Raw genomic sequence first — 18,543 nt, 5'->3', positions numbered from 1 at the left:
TTGTTAGTTATCAGTTGTGAGTTGTGAGTTGTTAGATATCAGGTATTCGATGACTCTTGTTGTTGGAAGAGGCAGTAGTAACGCCCTTTAAGAGCCATTAATTCTTTATGAGTTCCGCGCTCGACTACAGAACCTTGATCCATCATAATAATTATGTCGGCGTTTTGGATTGTAGTCAGGCGGTGAGTAATGAAAAACACCGTGCGACCGGCGAAAGCTTCGGCTAAGTTATTGCAAACTTGGCGTTCGGAATGGTAGTCCAGAGCGCTTGTAGCTTCGTCCAAAATCAGCAGTTTCGGGTTTTGCAAAATCGTGCGGGCGATCGCCAAACGCTGCCGTTGACCCCCAGAAAGCGATGAACCCCGTTCTCCCACCACCGTATTGTAACCAGCGGGCAAGCCCATGATAAAATCGTGAGCTACGGCTAATTTCGCAGCTCGCACAATCTCATCCGTACTCGCATCGGGATTGCTCAGAGCAATATTTTCTTGCACCGTACAGTTAAACAGCAAAGTATCTTGCAACACCACCCCGAGCTGACTGCGGAGCGAATATAATTCCACCTTAGAAATGTCATAGCCGTCAATAAAAATGCGGCCCGACAGCGGCGGATAAAGACGCTGCAACAGCTTCATTGCCGTGCTTTTACCGGAACCGCTTCCCCCCACAATTCCCACAAAACTGCCAGCGGGAAAATCCAAGTTCACATTCGCCAATTGCAGGGCGCCGCTCTCTAGGAATCGGAAGGAAACCTCTTCATAGGAAACCTGCCCTTGAATTGCCGGCAGCGGGATATTGCTGCGGTCTTCCTCGCTGGTTTCCGTGGGTTTATCGATGATATCCTTGAGCATATCGATCGACATCGAAACTTCTTGGAAACTCTGCCACACGCTGACAAACCTGAGCAGCGAACCAGTCACGTTCCCCGAAATAATTCGGAAAGCAATCAACTGACCCAAAGTAATGTCATTGCTCAGTACCAAATAAGCTCCCACCCACAACTGAGCTAAGTTACCCACTTGGTTTAAAAAGCTGCTAATCGTACCTGCCGTAGTCCCCGTCAGAATAGTTTTAAAACTAGCTGTAATATATTTTGCGTAGCGGCTCGACCACTCCCAGCGTGATTTCAATTCAATATTTTGAGCTTTAACAGTTTGAATCCCGGTGACTACTTCCACTAGATAGGATTGAGAGTCAGCAAAACGGTTGTTTCTTTGTTTGATCAGGCGCAGCACGAGCGGATTGATTAGAACAATCATCAGCGCTAGTATCGGTACCACTGCCAAAGATACGGCTGTTAGTTTCACGCTGTAGGAGAGCATCACGGCGACGTAAACCACCGAAAATACCGCATCGAGAACCACTGTCAGAGCTGTACTCGTCATGAATTCCCGAATCTGGCCCATCATGCTGAATTTGTAAACCAGATCTCCCACGCGCCGGTTGTCAAAGTAATTCTGGGGCAGCCGGAGCAAGTGGTCGATTATCTCCGCACTCAATTTGACATCGATGCGGTTGGAAGTATCGACAAACAAGAAGGTGCGCAAACCGTTGAGCAGTCCTTCAAACAGCGCTACACCTAACAGAAACGCACCCAAAATATCCAAGGTGTCAATGCTGCGCTGGCCCAATACTTTATCAATAATTACTTGGCTGATTAATGGGTTGGCCAGACCGAATAGCTGTACAAAAAACGAGGCGAGCAAAACCTCAACAAATACTGTTTTGTGTTCCATCAGCGCCGGCACAAACCACCAGAAGCTGAACTGCTCTTTTTGTTCGACTTGCGGCGCTTGCAGCAGCAGGACTTCTCCTACTTCTCCCCAGATTTCTCTAAACTGAGGTACCCGCTTCCGCATCAGCCCCTTTTCTGGGCTCGCTAGCACCAATTCTTGCTCGGTGATGCTGTAAACAATGGCAAAGCTGTCTTCCCATTTAATCATTACGGGAGCTTTGATGCGGTTGATCGCTTCTGCTGGGACTTGCGCCAATTGGGGCGTCAGGCCGATGCTTTGGGCGATCGCCCCACAGGCTTGCAGATTGATAACACCAGCGGTTTTTAACTGATTTTCTAGAACTTTGCGGATGATATCCCGACGAAATTTGATGTTGAAATACTTGCTCAACATTTGAAAGCAAGCTAGCGGGGCATCTATTGCCCCTTTGGCGCGGAAAACTGGATATCTCCCCGCATCCTTTGGTTGGTCGATTATGCGTTCTGGGGGACGATCGGGAGCGATGGGTACATTGTCAAAAGTGATGGGTGGCTTTTTCCCTGAGCCTCCTGTTCCTGTGCCTGTCGGGTCAGTTAGGGGATCTTCTAGCTCTGGTGGTGATGCTGGGGGTTCCCGGAAGCCGACCAAGCGGGCGCCGGCGTCACCTTCTACTTTTAAGGATTTGGCTGCATTTTCAACAGAAAAGCGGCTCCCGGTGGGAAAGTCGCCCAAGACGCCGCTGCTGACTAGCCAAACTCGATCGGCATCTAGTTCTTTAGCGAGGTCTTGAGTTTTTTTGTTACCCTTTGGCACGTTGACAACTGTCGCATCTTGCCAAGCTTGGAGGGTGAGTTCCTTGAGATTCGACGTGCCGTCGGCTTGGCGCTGCAATTCCAGGCTCAACAGTTCAAATACTTCGCTCAAGGAAGAGTGAGCGTGAAAAGCTTCTCCAAATGTCGGCTGTTTTTCCAGTACGCTCAGGAAATCTTCAGCAGGTAGGACGATCGCGATTACATCTGTAGAGGCGATCGCAGTTTCGCAGGGAACCCCCCTGAGCAAGCCAGCCCAGCCTAGAATTTCCTGCGACTGCACCAAGCGCAAACTGACGTGGCGCTGCGAGCGCTGGTCAAAGCCCAGCAGCCGGGCCTGACCTTGATAGATAATTGCCACCTGAGTCGGCATTTTTTCCCGTTCAAACAGGGGTTGCCCCGTCCGGTAGCCGAGGAGCTGGCATTTAGCCACCAAGGCCGTGAGAGCGTCTCCTGAGAGCCGGTCAAAGGGAGGTGTTTGAGCTAAGAAATCCTGAATTTGGGAGAGGGAAACAGCGGAAGAAGTCATGATATTGAAGACACGGAAGAAAGGGGCTGTAGCGGGCCTATTTGCGATATTTGTTCGGCGAGCCAGCTTTCAAAGAGTTCGTTAATCAGGTGCAGCCGCATCGATTCGTCGAGCTGGGCCGGCATGAACTTTTCTAGTCGAATAATTACCATCCATTCTGCCAGAGGACGCGGCGTCCACAGTTGATTCGGCTGGCTGACGGACAAAAGTTTACTGATTGCTGGGTGGGGCTGCGAGAGCGGTACAGGGCCCAACAAGCCGCCGGACTTGGACTCTGGGCCTTCAGAGAAGTCGCGGGCCACTTCAGCAAAGGTTTGTTCCCCTTCCAGGATGCGAAAGTAAAGTTCGTTTGCCAGTGCTGGATTTTTGGTGCGTACCAGCGAATAGACTACGTGGTCTAGGCTGGCTTTGCGGGTTAAAAAATAATTATCTACTTTAGGTCTCCAAGTCGCTTGCTTAAATTTTTCGATCAGCAAGGGCCTGACGGCCATCTCTTGAAGTTCTTCTGCCGTCATATTTTGGCTGCGCAGCCAAGCTTCTCTGGCTTCGGGGGCTGTCAGTTGGTGCTGGGCCAGAAAGTTCTCGACGGCGGATTTGCGTTCTTCGTCGCTGCAACTAAAGGATGCGATCGCTTGGTCTACTATTACACCCCGCAAGAATTGCGGCATCAACTGGTACCGCTTCAGGAGCGATGGCATATCCTGAGCTTGCAGTAATTTATCGCCTATTTGAAAAAGTCCTGTCATTTTTTTATCTCCAACTGACTTGCGCTTCCCCTTTTAATCTAGCTTTGGCAGGAAAAGAGCGACAACCACTAACCCCTCAATCTCCCGATGATAGCAGAGCGTCAAGAAAGCTAACGCTATTGATGCCTATTTCTTGACGCTTTGCATCCTGACGGGGTTCCTTTCAAATAGTTTGCCTATCTGATGGGAGTAAGCGCGGCCCTCAAGAAATTTGGGGTTGGCGGCCATTGCTTGCTGGACTCGATCCCGATAGCGCCGGCGCAGTTCTGGGTGGGTTCCCAGTGCTGTACTCAGTTCTATATAAGAGTTCTCGCTATTTGCTACCAGTTCCGGAAGTTGTAGTTCTTCGAGGACTGCTGCCGATTGTCGCGAGTCGCGAGCTTTTTGCCGTTTTCTTGCCACTACAGGCAACCCGACTAACAGCGGTTCTGCTAAGGAGCAGACACTGCTGTATGGATGCGAGTCTAAATATATATCAGCCAATTCCAGACATTTTATGCAATCTGCGCGATTTGGTAGCGCCCTTATCACAACTACCCGCTTTTTGTCAATCCCAAATTCCCCGAAGGTCGATCGAATTTGGTGGTAAAAAGGCACCGTCAGATAGTTTTCGGCGCGGGAACGAAAGGGATACAAAACTAAAATAGAATTCGGTACGGCGGCAATAATTTTTGCCCAAGTTTCTCGCAATTCTGGGATAATTGTCCCAGCCGGAGCACAGGACACGAACACTACAGATTCATCGCTGGCTCCCCAACTGCTGCGAGTCGGTTCAACTGTGGCAGTTGGTGACTCTACAGGATAGCTGAAACAAACTCCCGAGCCTTCTAAAGTAATTAATTTTTCACGATATTCTGCTGCTGCACCTGCGGGCAATGTCAAATCTCCGGCAATGAAATAATCGATATTTCGGGCGCCTGTGGTGGCGGGAGTTGATGCGGCTGCAGCCATTTGCACGCGCGCCAGTCGGTGCAAGCACAGCAGCGCGCTTGGTTGGGAAGTGTCGGCGGTATTGGTACAAATTAGCAGAATATCTAAATCGTGCGATCGAATTTCTTGAACTTGCTCAGGCAAATATTGCGAAAGTTGAACTAGCTTGTCAGCGCAACTTTCGCAATATTTCCCCAGTCGCTCGTCTTGTACCTGGAAATGATACACGATAACTTCAAATTTGTCTCGGTCTAAATATTCAAAAGCTGGAATAGCAGCAAAAGTCTCAAATTCAGCACTAATTTTATCCAGCAAAAAGCCCACTCGAATTTTAGTTCGTTCAGGTTCTATATCAGCAAAATCCCAGTCTATCTTAGAGCCGATATTTTGCAAATGAAATTCCAGAATATCAGCTCGCTGGCTCAAGACATTGAGCAGATTTGCCTCGCTCAAATACAAAGCTTTGAAGCTAACACTTTGCGCTACAAAAGCCGCCAAATAACGCCAAACTTCCGAATCTGGAAAAGTGGCGATATTAGCAGCGACGTACTCGATTAGCTGCTGAAAATATTCAGAGTACCTTTCAACCTCTCCCGTTTGTTTAAAATAACTGGGAGACTGAAATAGGAATTTCAGAAAATCGTCAAAAAACCACTGGGGAATCGCTGCATTTTTATACTCTAGCGGCAACTGATAAGCATCGCAGTACAGCACCGCTGCGAGAGCATATTGAATCTTATCGGCAATTTCCCCTCCTCCAGCAAGTTTCGAGGCTAACTGCTGCACAAAACTTTGTTCTGACTCCGTTAAAGTTTCATGTTTGAGGCTGGTATCTAAGAGCAACTTATGAGCTTTCCCCGCTTCTTGCGAGTAAGCAGTTTCTAATTTTTCGGCGGGGAAATTCAGCCAATACTCAGCTAGCTGTTGGCGGTATTGGCGCAGTTGCCCCAGAATAGACTGGTTTGACGGCGATTTTTTGTACTTTTCAACCAGTGCTGACAAGTCAGATATCCTAGGCTGGGTTCTCAAGGCCAACTTTTGGCGGATTGTCTGTTTGATTTGTTGATTTAGGAAACTGTAATCAGGACTATTTAGTAGTTTCTTGTAAAATCTGACTACATCTTTATGATTTTCGCCAGCAGCGAAGTTTTTCCAAGTTTGTTGTTCGGGATGAATCCGCAGTGACGACAGTTTTTCGTCTACAAATCCGATGTGATAATTTCCCATGATCCGCCACCACATATCTAAGTCTACATACTGAGATAATCCTGAATCAAATAATCCTATTTCTGCAAAGACTCGGGCGGCAATTAAGACGGTGCTGGGTTCGCCAATTTTGTTGATGGGGTTGCTCAAACAGTTAGTATCTGCTAGCAATTCTTTTCCGGGCTGAATAGATTTTAAATTAGACCAGCTTTTGTGCAAATCTTTGATTGATTGGGAAGCTTTTCGCAAAATCGGGTGAGATTCATCTTCAGCGATGGTGATGCCGCGCGGGGAGAAAACCATGCCTATGTCGGGGTTTTGTTGGGCGACGGCGACCATTTTTTCGATACATTCTGGGGCGAGCAAGTCGTCTTGAAACAGAAATTTGATGTATTCACCTTTGGCTTGGGATATGCAGAAGTTCCAGTTTTGTGATAAGCCGTAGTTGCGGTGCAGGATGATGCGGAAGTCGGCGGATGTTTGGGATTGGAAGGATTGGGCGATCGCAATTGTGCGGTCTGTGGAGCCGTCGTCGGATACAATCAGTTCTATGTTAGGGTAAGTTTGGGCGAGCGCGCTTTTGATTGTTTCCTCAATAAATGCCTCTCCGTTGTACGTCGGAATGCAGATGCTAACCAAAGGCTGCCAGTTTGACAATTCTGCTGTTGATTGAGTTGGCTGCTTTAACCCGGAGAATTGGGCCTTAATTTCGGCAGACTCTGCTTTGGCTGTTGCTGACTGAGGCAAGTTTTGAAAGTTATCGGTAATCTCGGCAATATATTCGAGACGTTTTCTAATTTTACTGCCGCTAACTTGCGGGTTGAGCAAAGTCTTAATTTCCTCAGCAGCTATCGCTCCAATTTGTTGAGCTTCCCAGTAATTGTTAAAGACGTACCGCATTAAATCAGCAGCGTGTTCGACATCCGGTTGGGCCCAAACATTGCCTTTTTTATAAGGCCCGCAATCTTTCTCGATTGGGACTAACTTATACTTCACTAAAAAGCTATTCCCGACATTCATAAATTCTGTATTTGATGAATAGCCGGTGGCAATTACAGGCTTACCGTAAAACATTGCCTCAGCCATTGTTAAGCCGAATCCTTCGCAGCGGTGCAGCGATACGTAACAATCGCAATTGTAAAGCAAACCGTTGATTTCATCTTTGGATAAATACCCGTCTAGATGTTTGATATTTGCACAATTTGCTAGAACCGAATTTAACAAGGCTAAATCTTGGATATTTTTGCCTGAGTTGGAAGATTTGAGAAGCAACAATACGCTGTCATCTTCGCCAAAAGCTTGTTTAAATGCTTGAATTGCCGCTAAAGGATTTTTGCGCTCGATGCGGCTGCAAAAGTCGAATACAAACAGGAAAATAAATTTATCTTTAGGCAAATTCAGTGCTTCTCTGCTGAGGGATGGTGCGGGCAACGAAATACTCGGCATGATTTTGATGACGGGAATTGGGGAGACTTGGGCAATTGCTTCGGCACAATAATTGCTGTAAGTCCAGATTTCGTGAAAGTGATTAAATGCGGGCTGCCATTCCGGGGGAAATGCGGGAATTTCCCAGGCCCAAAACCCGATATTGTATTTGTTTTGAAAATAGCTGAAACCTGTATATTTGATAAAGGTTGCCACTTCATCGGCGTTGACTTGAATTAAGTTGATGGGGTGGGGATTGTCGGGGCTAAAGTTTAGATATGTGGTGTCTTTTTTGCGGTGGGGACTGCGGGTAAAATTGTTGATATTCAAGGGAATGCCGGCGGCTTCTGCTGCTCTGATATTTGCTCGGACACCTTCTCCTATGCCAAATTCGCCGTTGATGTAGCCAGCGATGTTAATTCCTAAGTTAGGGTTCATAGTTTTTAATGTATTTAGCAAATTGTTGTGTTAATTTTGAGAAATCCGAATTGATTTATAATCTCAATTGCGCTCCCCTTTTTGGGAAAGTTTTCTCGACAATAAATAGTATGTTTGTTTGCACTAAGGCTGCAAGCACAGGTGCGTCGCTATAAGATTTTCGATATGTAAGTTAGGGATTTTTATCGGGCGACGCACCATAGGACTTAGGTGTTATCAATTAAGTGAGGTATGCGGGCGATATTTTTCCAGATTACCTTTTTCCCAATTACCCATTACCGATTACCAATTACCTTTTTCCCAATTACCCATTACCGATTACCGATTACCTTTTTCCCAATTACCAAGAGTACCGCACTGTTATACCCGAAGTGCTATAAAGGAAAGTGTTGGCAACTGAGAATTTAGTGCTTGACAAATGTGCCGATCGCCATTGTATACTGGCATCGCAATGCTAACCTTCGGCTGGCTGTCTGTGGGCATGGGTTGTTCAGTTTTATTTTACGATAAACTAATCAGGAATTTTAGAGAAAGTGATCGATCGCGTCAACCACGACCTCTTCAAGCTGCTACCGCCGGATGCTAAAGCCATTGTCGAAATTGGCTGCGGTACGGGTTCGACGGGCGAACAGTACAAGTCGATCAATCCCCACTGTCAGTATATTGGCATTGAGCGCGATCGCCAAAAAGCGAAAATTGCAGTCGATCGGCTAAACTGGGTGGCGGTAGCCGATATCGAAGAAATTGCGCTCGAAAGTCTCGACATCGCGCCCGGAAGCGTCGATTGCTTGATTTTCGGTGACTTGCTACCCTATCTCAAAAACCCCTGGGATGTCCTCCAGCAGTACAGTGCTTTGCTGAATCCAGAGGGGCAAATTCTCGCCAGCATTCCCAACGTTCAATACTGGCGGCGAATTGTCAATCTGTTGCGGGGACATTGGGAAAATCCCGACAGCAAGATGCAGCACTGGTTTACCCTAGAAAGGATTAAATCATTATTTGGTCAAGCCGGATTGCAGGTTTACGAATTGCAAGGGAAGGGACACAAAACTGAAAATTTTGCCCAATTTCAGCAATTGCTGCATCCAATGGTGAAGGCCTTAGAACTCAAATCCAGCGATTTTGCTACGGAAACGGGTGCTGAACATTATATCGTGCGATCGACCAAATCGACCGTACCGCCCCGCAGATTGCTGATCCAAACCATTATTATGGCTCCTACTGGGTGCGATCGCGTGCGAGTTTTGGAACCGGACAAATTTAGCGCCACAATTCCCGGTGTCCGTACTGTCTCTGGGGTGAAAGCAGCAGAATTAATTACCCCGTTTGCGGGAGAAGAAAAAGTCTTCGTCTGGCAGCGGACAATCATGCAATATCCCGCCTACATTCCCAAACTCAAAGAACTACTAAAACAAGACTATTTAATAGTAGCCGAAATCGACGACAATCCCGTCCGCCGCCGGGAATACGCAGATAACAATTACCTCAGCTATCGCGGCTGTCACTGCGTTCAAACTTCTACAGAACCGCTTGCCAAAATTTTGCGTCACTACAATCCCAATGTTGCCGTATTTCCCAATCAATTAGCTTATCTACCTCCGCCGCGAATCTATCCAGCAGAACCTACTGTCACGATATTTTTTGGTGCGCTCAACCGCGAACAAGATTGGCAGCCGATTATGGCAGCGCTCAATCGAGTTTTAGTCGCACACAAACACAGGATTCGAGTTAAAGTCATCCACGATCGGCGATTTTTTGAAGCCTTGGAAATACAGCAAAAGGAATTTGAACCATTTTGCAGTTACGAACGCTATCAAGAAATCATGTACAGTTGCGATATAGCTTTGCTGCCGCTCGTTTCCAATCCGGTTAACGAAATGAAATCCGACTTGAAATTCATTGAATGTGCGGCGCGGGGAGTTGCGGTTTTGGCAAGCCCCACCGTGTACGAACATTCGATTGTAGAAGGTGAAACAGGATTGATTTACAAACATGAAAAAGAGTTTGAAATTAAGCTAAATTCCCTAATTTCCGACACTTCTATGCGCCAGGAAATAGCCGCGAATGCTTACGAATGGGTGCGATCCAACCGCTTGCTGTGCGGGCACTACCGGCAGCGGCGAGATTGGTACTTGCAAATGCGGGACGAGTTGCCGCGTTTAAATGCTGAGTTGCGATCGCGATTGCCGGAGTTGTTTACCGACTAAATGCAGAGGGGGAGAGGGGGAGAGGGGGAGAGGGGGAGAGAGATTGACAATAATTATTTAGATGAAACTCATGTGAGGAGAAGATGAGCAATCAACGAATTCAAAGTCATCGAGATTTACAAGTATATCAACAGGCTCTCAATGCTGCCATGCAGATTTTTAGGTTAAGCAAAAAGTTTCCTGTTGAAGAGAGATTTTCATTAACCGATCAAATACGTCGTTCATCACGCTCTGTATGTGCTAATTTAGCTGAGGCTTGGCGAAAACGCCGTTATGAAGCAGCTTTTGTGGCTAAGTTAAGCGACTCTGAAGCCGAAGCGGCTGAAACTCAAACCTGGATTGAGTTTGCTGTCAAGTGCAATTATTTAGATATTCAGTCGAGCCAAGAACTCGACCTAGCTTACGATCAAATTCTCGCTATGTTAGTGAACATGATTCACCATTCGTCAGATTGGACAATCCCAAATAATACAAAAAAGTAAGATCTTCCTCTCCCCCTCTCCCCCTCTCCCCCTCTCCCCCTCTCCCCCTCTCCCCCTCTTCCCTCTCCTCGACACAAATGCGAATCCTATTCACTATTGCTCACTTTTACAATCCCAGCGGCGACGGGAAACACGCTTCCCAGCGGAACGACCCGCAACCGCGAATCAATGCTTTAACTGCTTGCGTGACATCGCTGCAAGCTTTGTACGGCAAATCTCAGTCCATGATTCATATTGGCGAATGTGCCACTATCCCAGTCAATCAATCTCAAAAGCACGAAATTGACATTGTTGTTTGCACTACTCAAGGCTATCATTTGTTGCCTCAATTGCCGATACAGCCGAGGTCTTTTATGCACCACGCTACCAAATGCGAACCGCTGCTGTTGGGGTTTGAGTGTCAAGCTGTTTTGCGATCGTGTCTTGACAAATATGATTATTTCTGTTACTTGGAAGATGATTTAATTCTACACGATCCGTGGTTTTTTAGTAAATTAAAATGGTTTACGCATCACGGGGGAAATGGTAATTTGCTGCAACCTAATCGCTATGAAGTATCGCCTCAAGGGGCTGTTTTTAAAGCATATATTGATGGTGATTTAACGGGAACAGCTACTGCTAAGTTTCAAAATGTGGAGGAGCAGCCGCAGTTGGTGGGGAAAATTATGGAACAGCCCATCTCTTTTGAACGGGCTTTGAATCCTCATTCTGGCTGCTATTTTTTGAATGCGGAACAGATGGCGCACTGGGCTAAGCAGTCTCATTTTTTGGACAGGGATACTAGCTTTATTGGCCCGCTGGAAAGTGCGGCGACTTTGGGAATTATGCGGACTTTTAGAGTTTATAAGTCTACTCCTGCTTATGCTAATTTTTTGGAGATTCAACATTTTGGAGCGAGTTTTCTGAAGTTGATCGGTAATAAGGTGAGGATTTCGGAGGAAGGATGAGTGGTATTATATCCGGGTGAATACCTGTTCCGATATACCCAACGAACAATCGGAATATACATTTTTCGCAATTATCGTAGGGGCGGGTTTTACCAAACATCCATGCCTAAAACAAACAATATAATAAACCCGCCCCACCCAACGGCAAATCGGAATATACATTTTTGGGATTCGCTCAAACATCAGGTTAATCTAGATTATTGGTTGTGTGGGGGCGGGTTTACAAGATTATTGGCTCCGATTAAATATTGCTGGTGAAACCCGCCCCTACCGGCCGTTGTCGGGCGGTTTTCACCAATCATCCATACCTAAAACCAACAATATAATAAACCCGCCCCCACCCATACAGGAAGGATGCCACCGGACATGAGACGCTCTATTTTTAAGAAGTCAAATTATCGCCGATTTTAACTGTGCCGCTGTTGATGATTTTGGCTAAAACTCCTGTTTGTGCGTGACCGAATTCTTGTTGTAGTAAACTTAGTAGGGGAATATCCCGATCGCCCGTTTGTGGATTCACTTCTATGTTGACACAGCGACCGATCCGTGCTGTAACTTCGATCCGCGCTGTACCTAATTGAAACTGTTTTCCCATTAACTCAAATTCCGACCACGCTGAAACGCCTTCTAGGACAACGTTTGGGCGAAATCGGCGCACGTCAATGTTTTGGTGGGCGATTTCGGTTAATTGGTCTAATGTGGCTTGACTCAGGAGAGAAATATGTACCGGTTCTCGATCGGGATAACGAGTTTCGCCACTACTGTTACCCACCAACCGCAAAGGTGCAAGCTGCGGGTGTCTGGCTTCTTTTGTCGGTTCAATTGCGGCCAGATATTCGGTGAAAAATCTGCAGATGCGATCGCGCCCCGCTGCTGTGTTCGTTTCTGCTGATAATACTGCAACTCCTTGACGCTGGACTGTTAAAACGGCCGTTTCCGGTTGATAATGGCAGTCTAAAGCTGCTAACAAAGGCCAATCGTTTTGAACCGCCAAATATTTTTTGCTCATCCAAGGCACATTTTCGGCGGGCATTTTTGCAGCTTCAACATTATCTGCAAACATTAGCGCAAAAGCGCGATCGCCCTTAATGCCATGTCCTGCTGTTAAAGCAAACTCCGACATTGCTTGCGGTGTCAGCCCTTTAATTGGATAAGTGAATAACTGTTTTATTGTTGCTACTGTCATATTTTTTTTAGCTGTGCTTCAATTTGAACTGAACTCTTGTCCCCCCCTTACTAAGGGGGGCTAGGGGGGTAAAAGCTATTTTATAAACATTAATCAAATTGCTATAAAAACCCAATCAAGCTAGCAATTCATAGCGGCGGATATCTGGAGGCCCAACTGCTAAACCGTCTAATTTCTGCACTGCGGCTTGAATGTGAGTTGAAGCGAGATGTATTTCGAGCAAAGCTGCACTTTCCCACTCTTCAACGAAGGTAAAATCTGTGGGATCGGCTTGATTTTGCAGGAGTTCGTATTTGATGCAGCCTTCTTCTTTGCGAGTTGGCTCGATAATGCTCAGCAGCAGAGATTTAAGTTCTGCTACTTTGTCGGGAAAGGCTACGAGGCGGGCGACTACTCGCAAGGTTGGTTTGGACATAGGATAAAAAATCAACAGATATGGCGATCGAATTTACCGATTTTTATGAGGCAAACTCAATTAAACATTATTTTACTTAAAATAACCGAAAGAGGTCGATCGGTCAACAGCCAGCATAATCTTTCCAGGACGCGCTCAAGTCTCTGAAACCAGTTTATTCCGAAATTCTTCGTTACCAACCGCAGAACGTCGTATAAACCCGGTTTCTTTGTATATTTTAGCCCACAAGTAAATCCACCTAATTAAATCTACAATACGGCTCGCGCTCAAGCTTGCTGTTTATGTCTTTCTCCCTCTTCCAACTGTCACAGGTCAACTGTCACAGGTCAACTGTCAACTGCCAAACGATTTTAGATTTTGGATTTTGGATTGGGGATTGGGGATTGAAGATTTTTGATTGTCAACTATCCCCGGGTCAACTGTCAACTCTTCCGACTTCACGCTTGACGACTTCACGCTTGACGAATTCCTTCGTGACAACTCTCAAGTCAACTGTCAACTGTCAACCCTTCGACTTCGCTCGGGGGGCAAGCTGTCAACTGTCAACTGTCAACTGTCAACTGTCAACTGTCAACTGTTCCGATCAATCTTTGGGATAAAATCGCTTGTTTTCTGTAGAATACTCCCAGGCGAGATTCTCCGGGTCTTTTTCGCGGCTCCACTGAGCAAACTCCGGCTTAACTTTCCACTTGCCGATCGTACTTGCGTGAACCTTGAACCTGCGGGAAAGTTCCGTTTGGGTAAAAGAGATTTTGGGCTTTTGAGGAGTCTTGGTTTGAGCAATCGGAAATAAATTTGGTTTTTTCTCTTGTGTTTTTTCCCGATTTGTGGGAGGCTCTTGAACAGCTACTGCCGCGTTAGGTGTTTCGCTTTGAGTGACAGTTGGAGCAATTTGAAAATAATACAAAATTCCGCCTTCTTCCGTTACTTGAAAATCCGCAGCAAACTCAAGAGCTCGTTCGTCGAGATATTCTTGAACCTTTTCTCCGGGGAGTTTTGCATTCATCGCCAAATCCAAAGCCGTAACTCGCCCTTGATTTTCCTTGATCAACCTGTAGAAAACCGAGTCTAAATGAGCGAGTTTGTGTTTTTGCTGCTGCTGGTAAAGCTTGTAAGCCCAAGCAATGCCCGCTGTGGTGGCGATCGCCCAAAACATCGTTCCCGACTCGAAACTGGCAACCGCCGTCAAGCAAATAGGCAAAAGCAGGGTAAGATATCCCCAAATGCTGCCCTTCTGTAGGTTATTGCTGTTTTTGACCATAGTTCCTAAACAGGTACGTAGTTTAGTTTAGCAGAGCGTGTCTGAATGGCGTTTCGTGTTTCGACAGTCGATTTATCGATCGGCCGATCGCCGCTCCGCCCAAAAATGGATACAAGACCCCGACTTAATACCATTTTAGATTTTAGATTTTAGATTTTAGATTGGGCATGATTTACTAGATAAGGGTTTGGATCGCGAGCCGACAGTTGCATTATTTTCCGAAAATGGTATAAGTCGTGAAGAGCCAAAAATTTGAGACTCCTGTTCCTGTTCCCAGATTCATCTGTGAAGTCAATTCTAAAATCTAAAATCTAAAATCTAAAATCGACTGACACACTCTACTACAAAATCCCAGAATCTACTTTTTTTTTGTAACCGAGGATTCATGTACTTTTTTCGCAAACAAATTGCCATCCTGCTTTTAGTTGTTGCTTGCTGTACGCTGACGATTAGTTGCAGCGATAGCCGAGCTGTCCAGTGTACTAAATTGACTGAAATTGTCACCAAAGGCAACGCTCTCATTGATATTAAGCAAGACAGCAACGATGCTGCAACGACCAAGAACTTAGCTAAAGACTTGAACCAGATATCGAAACAACTTGAAGCTCTGCGAATCACAGATACAACCCTCAAAGAAATTCAAGGCCCATCGGTTAAATCCTTCCGGGAAATGGGTCAAGCACTCGGCGACATAGGCAAAGCTCTTGAGGCAGGAAATCTGGCTTCTACAAGTATAGAAGGTCGAGAGCAAATCAAAACAGCTCAAGCGGATATTATCAGAGCCGGACAGCAGGCTCTTCGAGCCGCCGACAATCAAGACGCTTTGACTGGCAAACTGATTAAATATTGTAAGAGCGATCGGTAAGTAAGTCATCACCAACCAAAAAAACAATAGTATCTACAAGACCCTGCAAGATGTTATTGTTTTTTTGCCATTGCCTACTGAATAACTAATGACTAATGACTAATGACTAATGACTAATTACCCATTCCCAATTTTATTGATGAATTTCTAGATTCAAAATATAGCGGCCGAGTTGTACTTTTTCCGACCACAACTCGTATTCTAACCGCAGGTGTTCCGGTTCCGGCTTTCCTGTCAGCGTCAAGTTGCGGGTGAAGTTGCGGAGCCGCAATTGTTCCGGAGTCGCCAGCGATTCGCCCTGAAGCCAATAACGGCTCAGGCCGTACATTCCGCGTTCCCAGCAGTGGCGGTAACTGTATTTGCCGTTTCCTTGCATGGTCATAATGACTCGATAGGGCGAAACTTCTAGCCAGAGCAACCGGGGTTTTGTGGTTGTTGGCAAAATAGCAACGGGCTCGGCAGATTCGTCGGATTCGTCGGAAAATTGGCGATCGAGTATTGCTGGTTCGTGCAACAACAAGTGAAAGCGATCGCGGTCTTTTTGATACAGCGTACCAGCGGTTTCAACAACTGACCACAAAGGTAAATCTGTGGATACCAGCGATAAACTTACAGGCTTGCGGTGATGCGTCAGCATAAATAAAAGTGTAGTAGTTATTGTGGATCGGGAGGTTTGAGATTTGAGATTTTATACTTGAGATTTTAGATTTTAGAGGATCTGGGTTCCAAATTCCGGAGCTTTTGCTTGAAAAAAATGCAAAATCTACAACTCGCAGTCAGAAATATAAAATTGTTCAGTCAAAATTCCATCATCTGGTCGATCGCACAGAGCAGAACATGAAATCTACGCAAATACACGGACAGTAATTGTGAAATTAAGGTGAAATCCGTGGAGTTGCATTTGCTCTCCCCTGTCGCGGACACCAGTTTCAGCAAAGAATGGAACTGTATGCCCCAGCTCCAAACCCTTATGCAGTCTGTCATTCCCCCATCTAAAACCTAAAATCTAATCTTCCCTCTGGCTGATACCAGTTTACAAAAGAATAGAACTGTAGCGCCGCTCCAAACCCTTATCCCGTCTGTCATTCCCCCATCTAAAATCGAAAAATGGAAAATCTAAAATGGTATGACTTAGGACTGGGAAAAGGGTAGGATAGCTAACGCCGTCCCATCCTAGTCTATCTCATGGCAGTTGACATTATAACTACTTCGCTCTGGAGCGAAAGTCAAACTTTAAGCATTCAAAAACCAGCCTCGGGCTTGTCGCTGCGAGGCAGGATTCGAGTTCCGGGCGATAAGTCGATTTCTCACCGAGCTTTGATGTTGGGTGCGATCGCCCGAGGTGAAACTACAATTGAGGGACTGCTGCTGGGAGAAGACCCCCGCAGCACTGCTAAATGTTTCTCGCTCCTGGGAGCCTCCGTTTCTGAACTCAACGCGGAACGGGTGAGTGTCAGGGGCGTCGGAATTGGCGAGTTAGAGGAGCCTGGAGAAGTCTTGGACGCGGGCAATTCCGGCACGACGATGAGGTTGATGTTGGGAATTTTAGCCTCTCATCCGGGGCGTTTTTTTGCGGTAACGGGTGACAGTTCTTTGCGATCGCGCCCCATGTCGCGCGTCATTAAACCGCTGCAACAAATGGGAGCGCAAATTTGGGGTAGAAAAAGCAATTCTTTAGCTCCTTTAGCGGTACTCGGACAGCAGTTAAAAGCGATTCACTACCAATCTCCGATCGCCTCGGCTCAAGTTAAATCCTGCATTTTGCTGGCCGGTTTGATGGCTGATGGAGATACTACAGTCACAGAACCCTCTCTGTCGCGCGATCACAGCGAGCGGATGCTGCGGGCGTTTGGAGCCAAATTGAGCGTCGATCCAGAAACTTGCAGCGTGACAGTCACTGGGCCGACACAACTGCAAGGACAGAATGTGATTGTACCGGGAGATATTAGTTCGGCGGCATTTTGGCTAGTTGCTGGGGCGATCGTCCCCGGTTCCGAGCTCGTAGTCGAAAATGTCGGCGTCAACCCAACTCGTACTGGGATTTTGGAAGCTTTGGAGATGATGGGCGCCGACATTGAACTGCAAAATCAGCGAGAGGCGGCGGGGGAACCAGTTGCGGATATTTTGGTTCGCTGTTCCGGTCAATTGCGGGGATGCACCATTGCTGGCGACTTAATTCCCCGGCTGATTGACGAAATCCCGATTTTGGCAGTAGCGGCAACCTTTGCGTCCGGTACTACTATAATTCGAGATGCCGCGGAGTTGCGAGTCAAAGAGAGCGATCGGCTCGCCGTGACTGCTGCGGAACTCAACCGCATGGGAGCCCAAATTACCGAGTTACCTGACGGTTTAGAAATTACCGGGGGAACTCCTTTAACTGGTGCGGATGTTGATAGCTATACCGACCACAGAATAGCGATGAGTTTGGCGATCGCAGCCCTCAACGCCACAGGTACTACTAACATTCACCGCGCCGAAGCCGCTGCCATTTCCTACCCAGACTTTACCGCCACATTGCAACAAGTTTGCCATCCAAATTGAGAGCGGGAGGGGGAGTGGGGGAGTGGGAGAGTGGGGGAGAGGGAGTGGGGGAGAGGGGGAGAGGGAGTGGGGGAGAGGGGGAGAGGGAGAGTGGGAGAGTGGGAGAGTGGGAGAATTGCCCAATTACCAATTCCCAATTACCAATTCCCAATTCCCAATTACCAATTCCCAATTACCAATTACCAATTCCCAATTCCCAATTCCCTCAACCTTCATCCATTACATCCGTTAAATGCGTTAAACAATCCGTTGCCGAACTTCCTTCGTTTAGGAATCTTGACCGACAACTTGTTCTTTAAAAGAATCAATTTCCGTTAACAACTCTTGGCGGGTAGAAGCGTTGAGCAGATAGCGGTAAATAAACCAACCGGTATATCCCATGCCAATCAACTCAAAAATTGGAGCTACCAAAGGGACATCATTAAGAGCATCTAAAACTCCCAGCATTACCTTAATAGTAATACCGCCTGCCAGGATTAAACCAACAGTTATGAGAGGCTTTTGGTATTCAGCAAAAAAGTTGGAGACATATGCTGGAAGTTCCGACAAAATGCTAATAACTTGGTCTTTAATATCTTGGAACTGGCTCGCCGGTGTTTCTGCGGTTGTCACTGTAGTCATGACCCCCGGTTGGTCAGCCACCAGGTCTACTGTGACGACTTCAGCGATCGTTTGCGTGTCGTCAGAAAAGTTAGCTTGTGTCATTTGATACTTCCTCCGGTGTCAAGTAAAATTGCAGGCTTTGAGTTGCTGCCAGTATAATTCTCCGGCAATTAGTACAGCATTCTGGCTGCCGGGACTAATTGATGAGATTAAGGCAGAGCTTCACCAATTGCAAGCA

General features: G+C 46.6%; 13 protein-coding genes. 5 read left to right on the top strand and 8 right to left on the bottom strand.

The genetic code is table 11. From position 1 onward, the window contains the following. Positions 1–38: 38 nt before the first annotated feature. The 3 genes from QUB63_RS05480 to QUB63_RS05470 all read right to left on the bottom strand — a co-directional run bounded on the left by QUB63_RS05480 (position 39) and on the right by QUB63_RS05470 (position 7,798). The gene (locus tag QUB63_RS05480) at positions 39–3,053 is read right to left on the bottom strand and encodes a peptidase domain-containing ABC transporter (protein ID WP_332943797.1); all 3,015 of its coding nucleotides are present in this window, start codon (positions 3,051–3,053) and stop codon (positions 39–41) included. Beyond that, positions 3,050–3,799 (bottom strand): peptidylprolyl isomerase, encoded by a 750-nt coding sequence (locus QUB63_RS05475; RefSeq protein WP_332943796.1) that lies wholly within the window; start codon positions 3,797–3,799, stop codon positions 3,050–3,052. The genes QUB63_RS05480 and QUB63_RS05475 overlap by 4 nt, the downstream gene beginning before the upstream one ends. A gap of 126 nt (positions 3,800–3,925) precedes the next feature. After that, on the bottom strand, positions 3,926–7,798 hold the full coding sequence (locus QUB63_RS05470) for a glycosyltransferase (RefSeq protein WP_332943795.1): 3,873 nt from the start codon (positions 7,796–7,798) through the stop codon (positions 3,926–3,928). A 533-nt stretch (positions 7,799–8,331) separates the two neighbouring features. On the opposite strand from QUB63_RS05470, the gene QUB63_RS05465 reads away from it, so the two are divergent. The 3 genes from QUB63_RS05465 (at position 8,332) to QUB63_RS05455 (ending at position 11,434) form a co-directional block, all read left to right on the top strand. Next, on the top strand, positions 8,332–10,005 hold the full coding sequence (locus tag QUB63_RS05465; protein ID WP_332943794.1) for a methyltransferase domain-containing protein: 1,674 nt from the start codon (positions 8,332–8,334) through the stop codon (positions 10,003–10,005). An 83-nt stretch (positions 10,006–10,088) separates the two neighbouring features. Further along, positions 10,089–10,487 (top strand): four helix bundle protein, encoded by a 399-nt coding sequence (locus tag QUB63_RS05460; protein WP_332943793.1) that lies wholly within the window; start codon positions 10,089–10,091, stop codon positions 10,485–10,487. 77 nt (positions 10,488–10,564) lie between these two features. Further along, positions 10,565–11,434 (top strand): calcium-binding protein, encoded by an 870-nt coding sequence (locus QUB63_RS05455; RefSeq protein WP_332943792.1) that lies wholly within the window; start codon positions 10,565–10,567, stop codon positions 11,432–11,434. Positions 11,435–11,816: 382 nt separating this feature from the next. Here the strand turns inward: QUB63_RS05455 and QUB63_RS05450 are convergent, their stop codons facing one another. The 3 genes from QUB63_RS05450 to QUB63_RS05440 form a co-directional block, all read right to left on the bottom strand. Further along, positions 11,817–12,620: an MOSC domain-containing protein gene (locus QUB63_RS05450; RefSeq protein WP_332943791.1), complete on the bottom strand. Its 804-nt coding sequence runs from the start codon at positions 12,618–12,620 to the stop codon at positions 11,817–11,819. Between the two features lie 115 nt (positions 12,621–12,735). After that, a complete protein-coding gene (locus tag QUB63_RS05445) occupies positions 12,736–13,035 on the bottom strand; it encodes a putative quinol monooxygenase (RefSeq protein WP_332943790.1) in 300 nt (99 codons plus the stop codon). Positions 13,036–13,618: 583 nt separating this feature from the next. Further along, a complete protein-coding gene (locus QUB63_RS05440; RefSeq protein WP_332943789.1) occupies positions 13,619–14,296 on the bottom strand; it encodes a hypothetical protein in 678 nt (225 codons plus the stop codon). A gap of 385 nt (positions 14,297–14,681) precedes the next feature. Here QUB63_RS05440 and QUB63_RS05435 point away from each other — a divergent pair, with 385 nt between their 5' ends. After that, positions 14,682–15,161, top strand: a complete 480-nt coding sequence (locus tag QUB63_RS05435) for a hypothetical protein (protein WP_332943788.1) — start codon at positions 14,682–14,684, stop codon at positions 15,159–15,161. A gap of 133 nt (positions 15,162–15,294) precedes the next feature. Here QUB63_RS05435 and QUB63_RS05430 read toward each other — a convergent pair whose 3' ends face one another. Beyond that, positions 15,295–15,798, bottom strand: a complete 504-nt coding sequence (locus QUB63_RS05430; protein WP_332943787.1) for a hypothetical protein — start codon at positions 15,796–15,798, stop codon at positions 15,295–15,297. A gap of 548 nt (positions 15,799–16,346) precedes the next feature. On the opposite strand from QUB63_RS05430, the gene aroA reads away from it, so the two are divergent. Beyond that, positions 16,347–17,702 carry a 3-phosphoshikimate 1-carboxyvinyltransferase gene (aroA, locus tag QUB63_RS05425; protein WP_332943786.1) on the top strand — a complete coding sequence of 452 codons (1,356 nt, stop codon included), beginning with the start codon at positions 16,347–16,349 and terminating at the stop codon, positions 17,700–17,702. Between the two features lie 267 nt (positions 17,703–17,969). On the opposite strand, the gene QUB63_RS05420 is transcribed toward aroA, so the two are convergent. Next, the gene (locus tag QUB63_RS05420) at positions 17,970–18,407 is read right to left on the bottom strand and encodes a CAAD domain-containing protein (RefSeq protein WP_332943785.1); all 438 of its coding nucleotides are present in this window, start codon (positions 18,405–18,407) and stop codon (positions 17,970–17,972) included. Positions 18,408–18,543 lie beyond the last annotated feature (136 nt).

This window comes from Microcoleus sp. ARI1-B5 (assembly GCF_036705795.1).
Taxonomy (GTDB): Bacteria; Cyanobacteriota; Cyanobacteriia; order Cyanobacteriales; family Microcoleaceae; genus Microcoleus.
The sequence above is the reverse complement of the archived record's forward strand: the minus strand, read 5'-3'. Positions and strand labels throughout refer to the sequence as shown.

Bases quoted from the DNA above. Each gene is read 5' to 3' on its own strand.
- QUB63_RS05480 (WP_332943797.1), bottom strand. From the start codon at position 3,053: ATGACTTCTTCCGCTGTTTCCCTCTCCCAAATTCAGGATTTCTTAGCT.
- QUB63_RS05475 (WP_332943796.1), bottom strand. From the start codon at position 3,799: ATGACAGGACTTTTTCAAATAGGCGATAAATTACTGCAAGCTCAGGAT.
- QUB63_RS05470 (WP_332943795.1), bottom strand. From the start codon at position 7,798: ATGAACCCTAACTTAGGAATTAACATCGCTGGCTACATCAACGGCGAA.
- QUB63_RS05460 (WP_332943793.1), top strand. From the start codon at position 10,089: ATGAGCAATCAACGAATTCAAAGTCATCGAGATTTACAAGTATATCAA.
- QUB63_RS05455 (WP_332943792.1), top strand. From the start codon at position 10,565: ATGCGAATCCTATTCACTATTGCTCACTTTTACAATCCCAGCGGCGAC.
- QUB63_RS05450 (WP_332943791.1), bottom strand. From the start codon at position 12,620: ATGACAGTAGCAACAATAAAACAGTTATTCACTTATCCAATTAAAGGG.
- QUB63_RS05445 (WP_332943790.1), bottom strand. From the start codon at position 13,035: ATGTCCAAACCAACCTTGCGAGTAGTCGCCCGCCTCGTAGCCTTTCCC.
- QUB63_RS05440 (WP_332943789.1), bottom strand. From the start codon at position 14,296: ATGGTCAAAAACAGCAATAACCTACAGAAGGGCAGCATTTGGGGATAT.
- QUB63_RS05435 (WP_332943788.1), top strand. From the start codon at position 14,682: ATGTACTTTTTTCGCAAACAAATTGCCATCCTGCTTTTAGTTGTTGCT.
- QUB63_RS05430 (WP_332943787.1), bottom strand. From the start codon at position 15,798: ATGCTGACGCATCACCGCAAGCCTGTAAGTTTATCGCTGGTATCCACA.
- aroA (WP_332943786.1), top strand. From the start codon at position 16,347: ATGGCAGTTGACATTATAACTACTTCGCTCTGGAGCGAAAGTCAAACT.
- QUB63_RS05420 (WP_332943785.1), bottom strand. From the start codon at position 18,407: ATGACACAAGCTAACTTTTCTGACGACACGCAAACGATCGCTGAAGTC.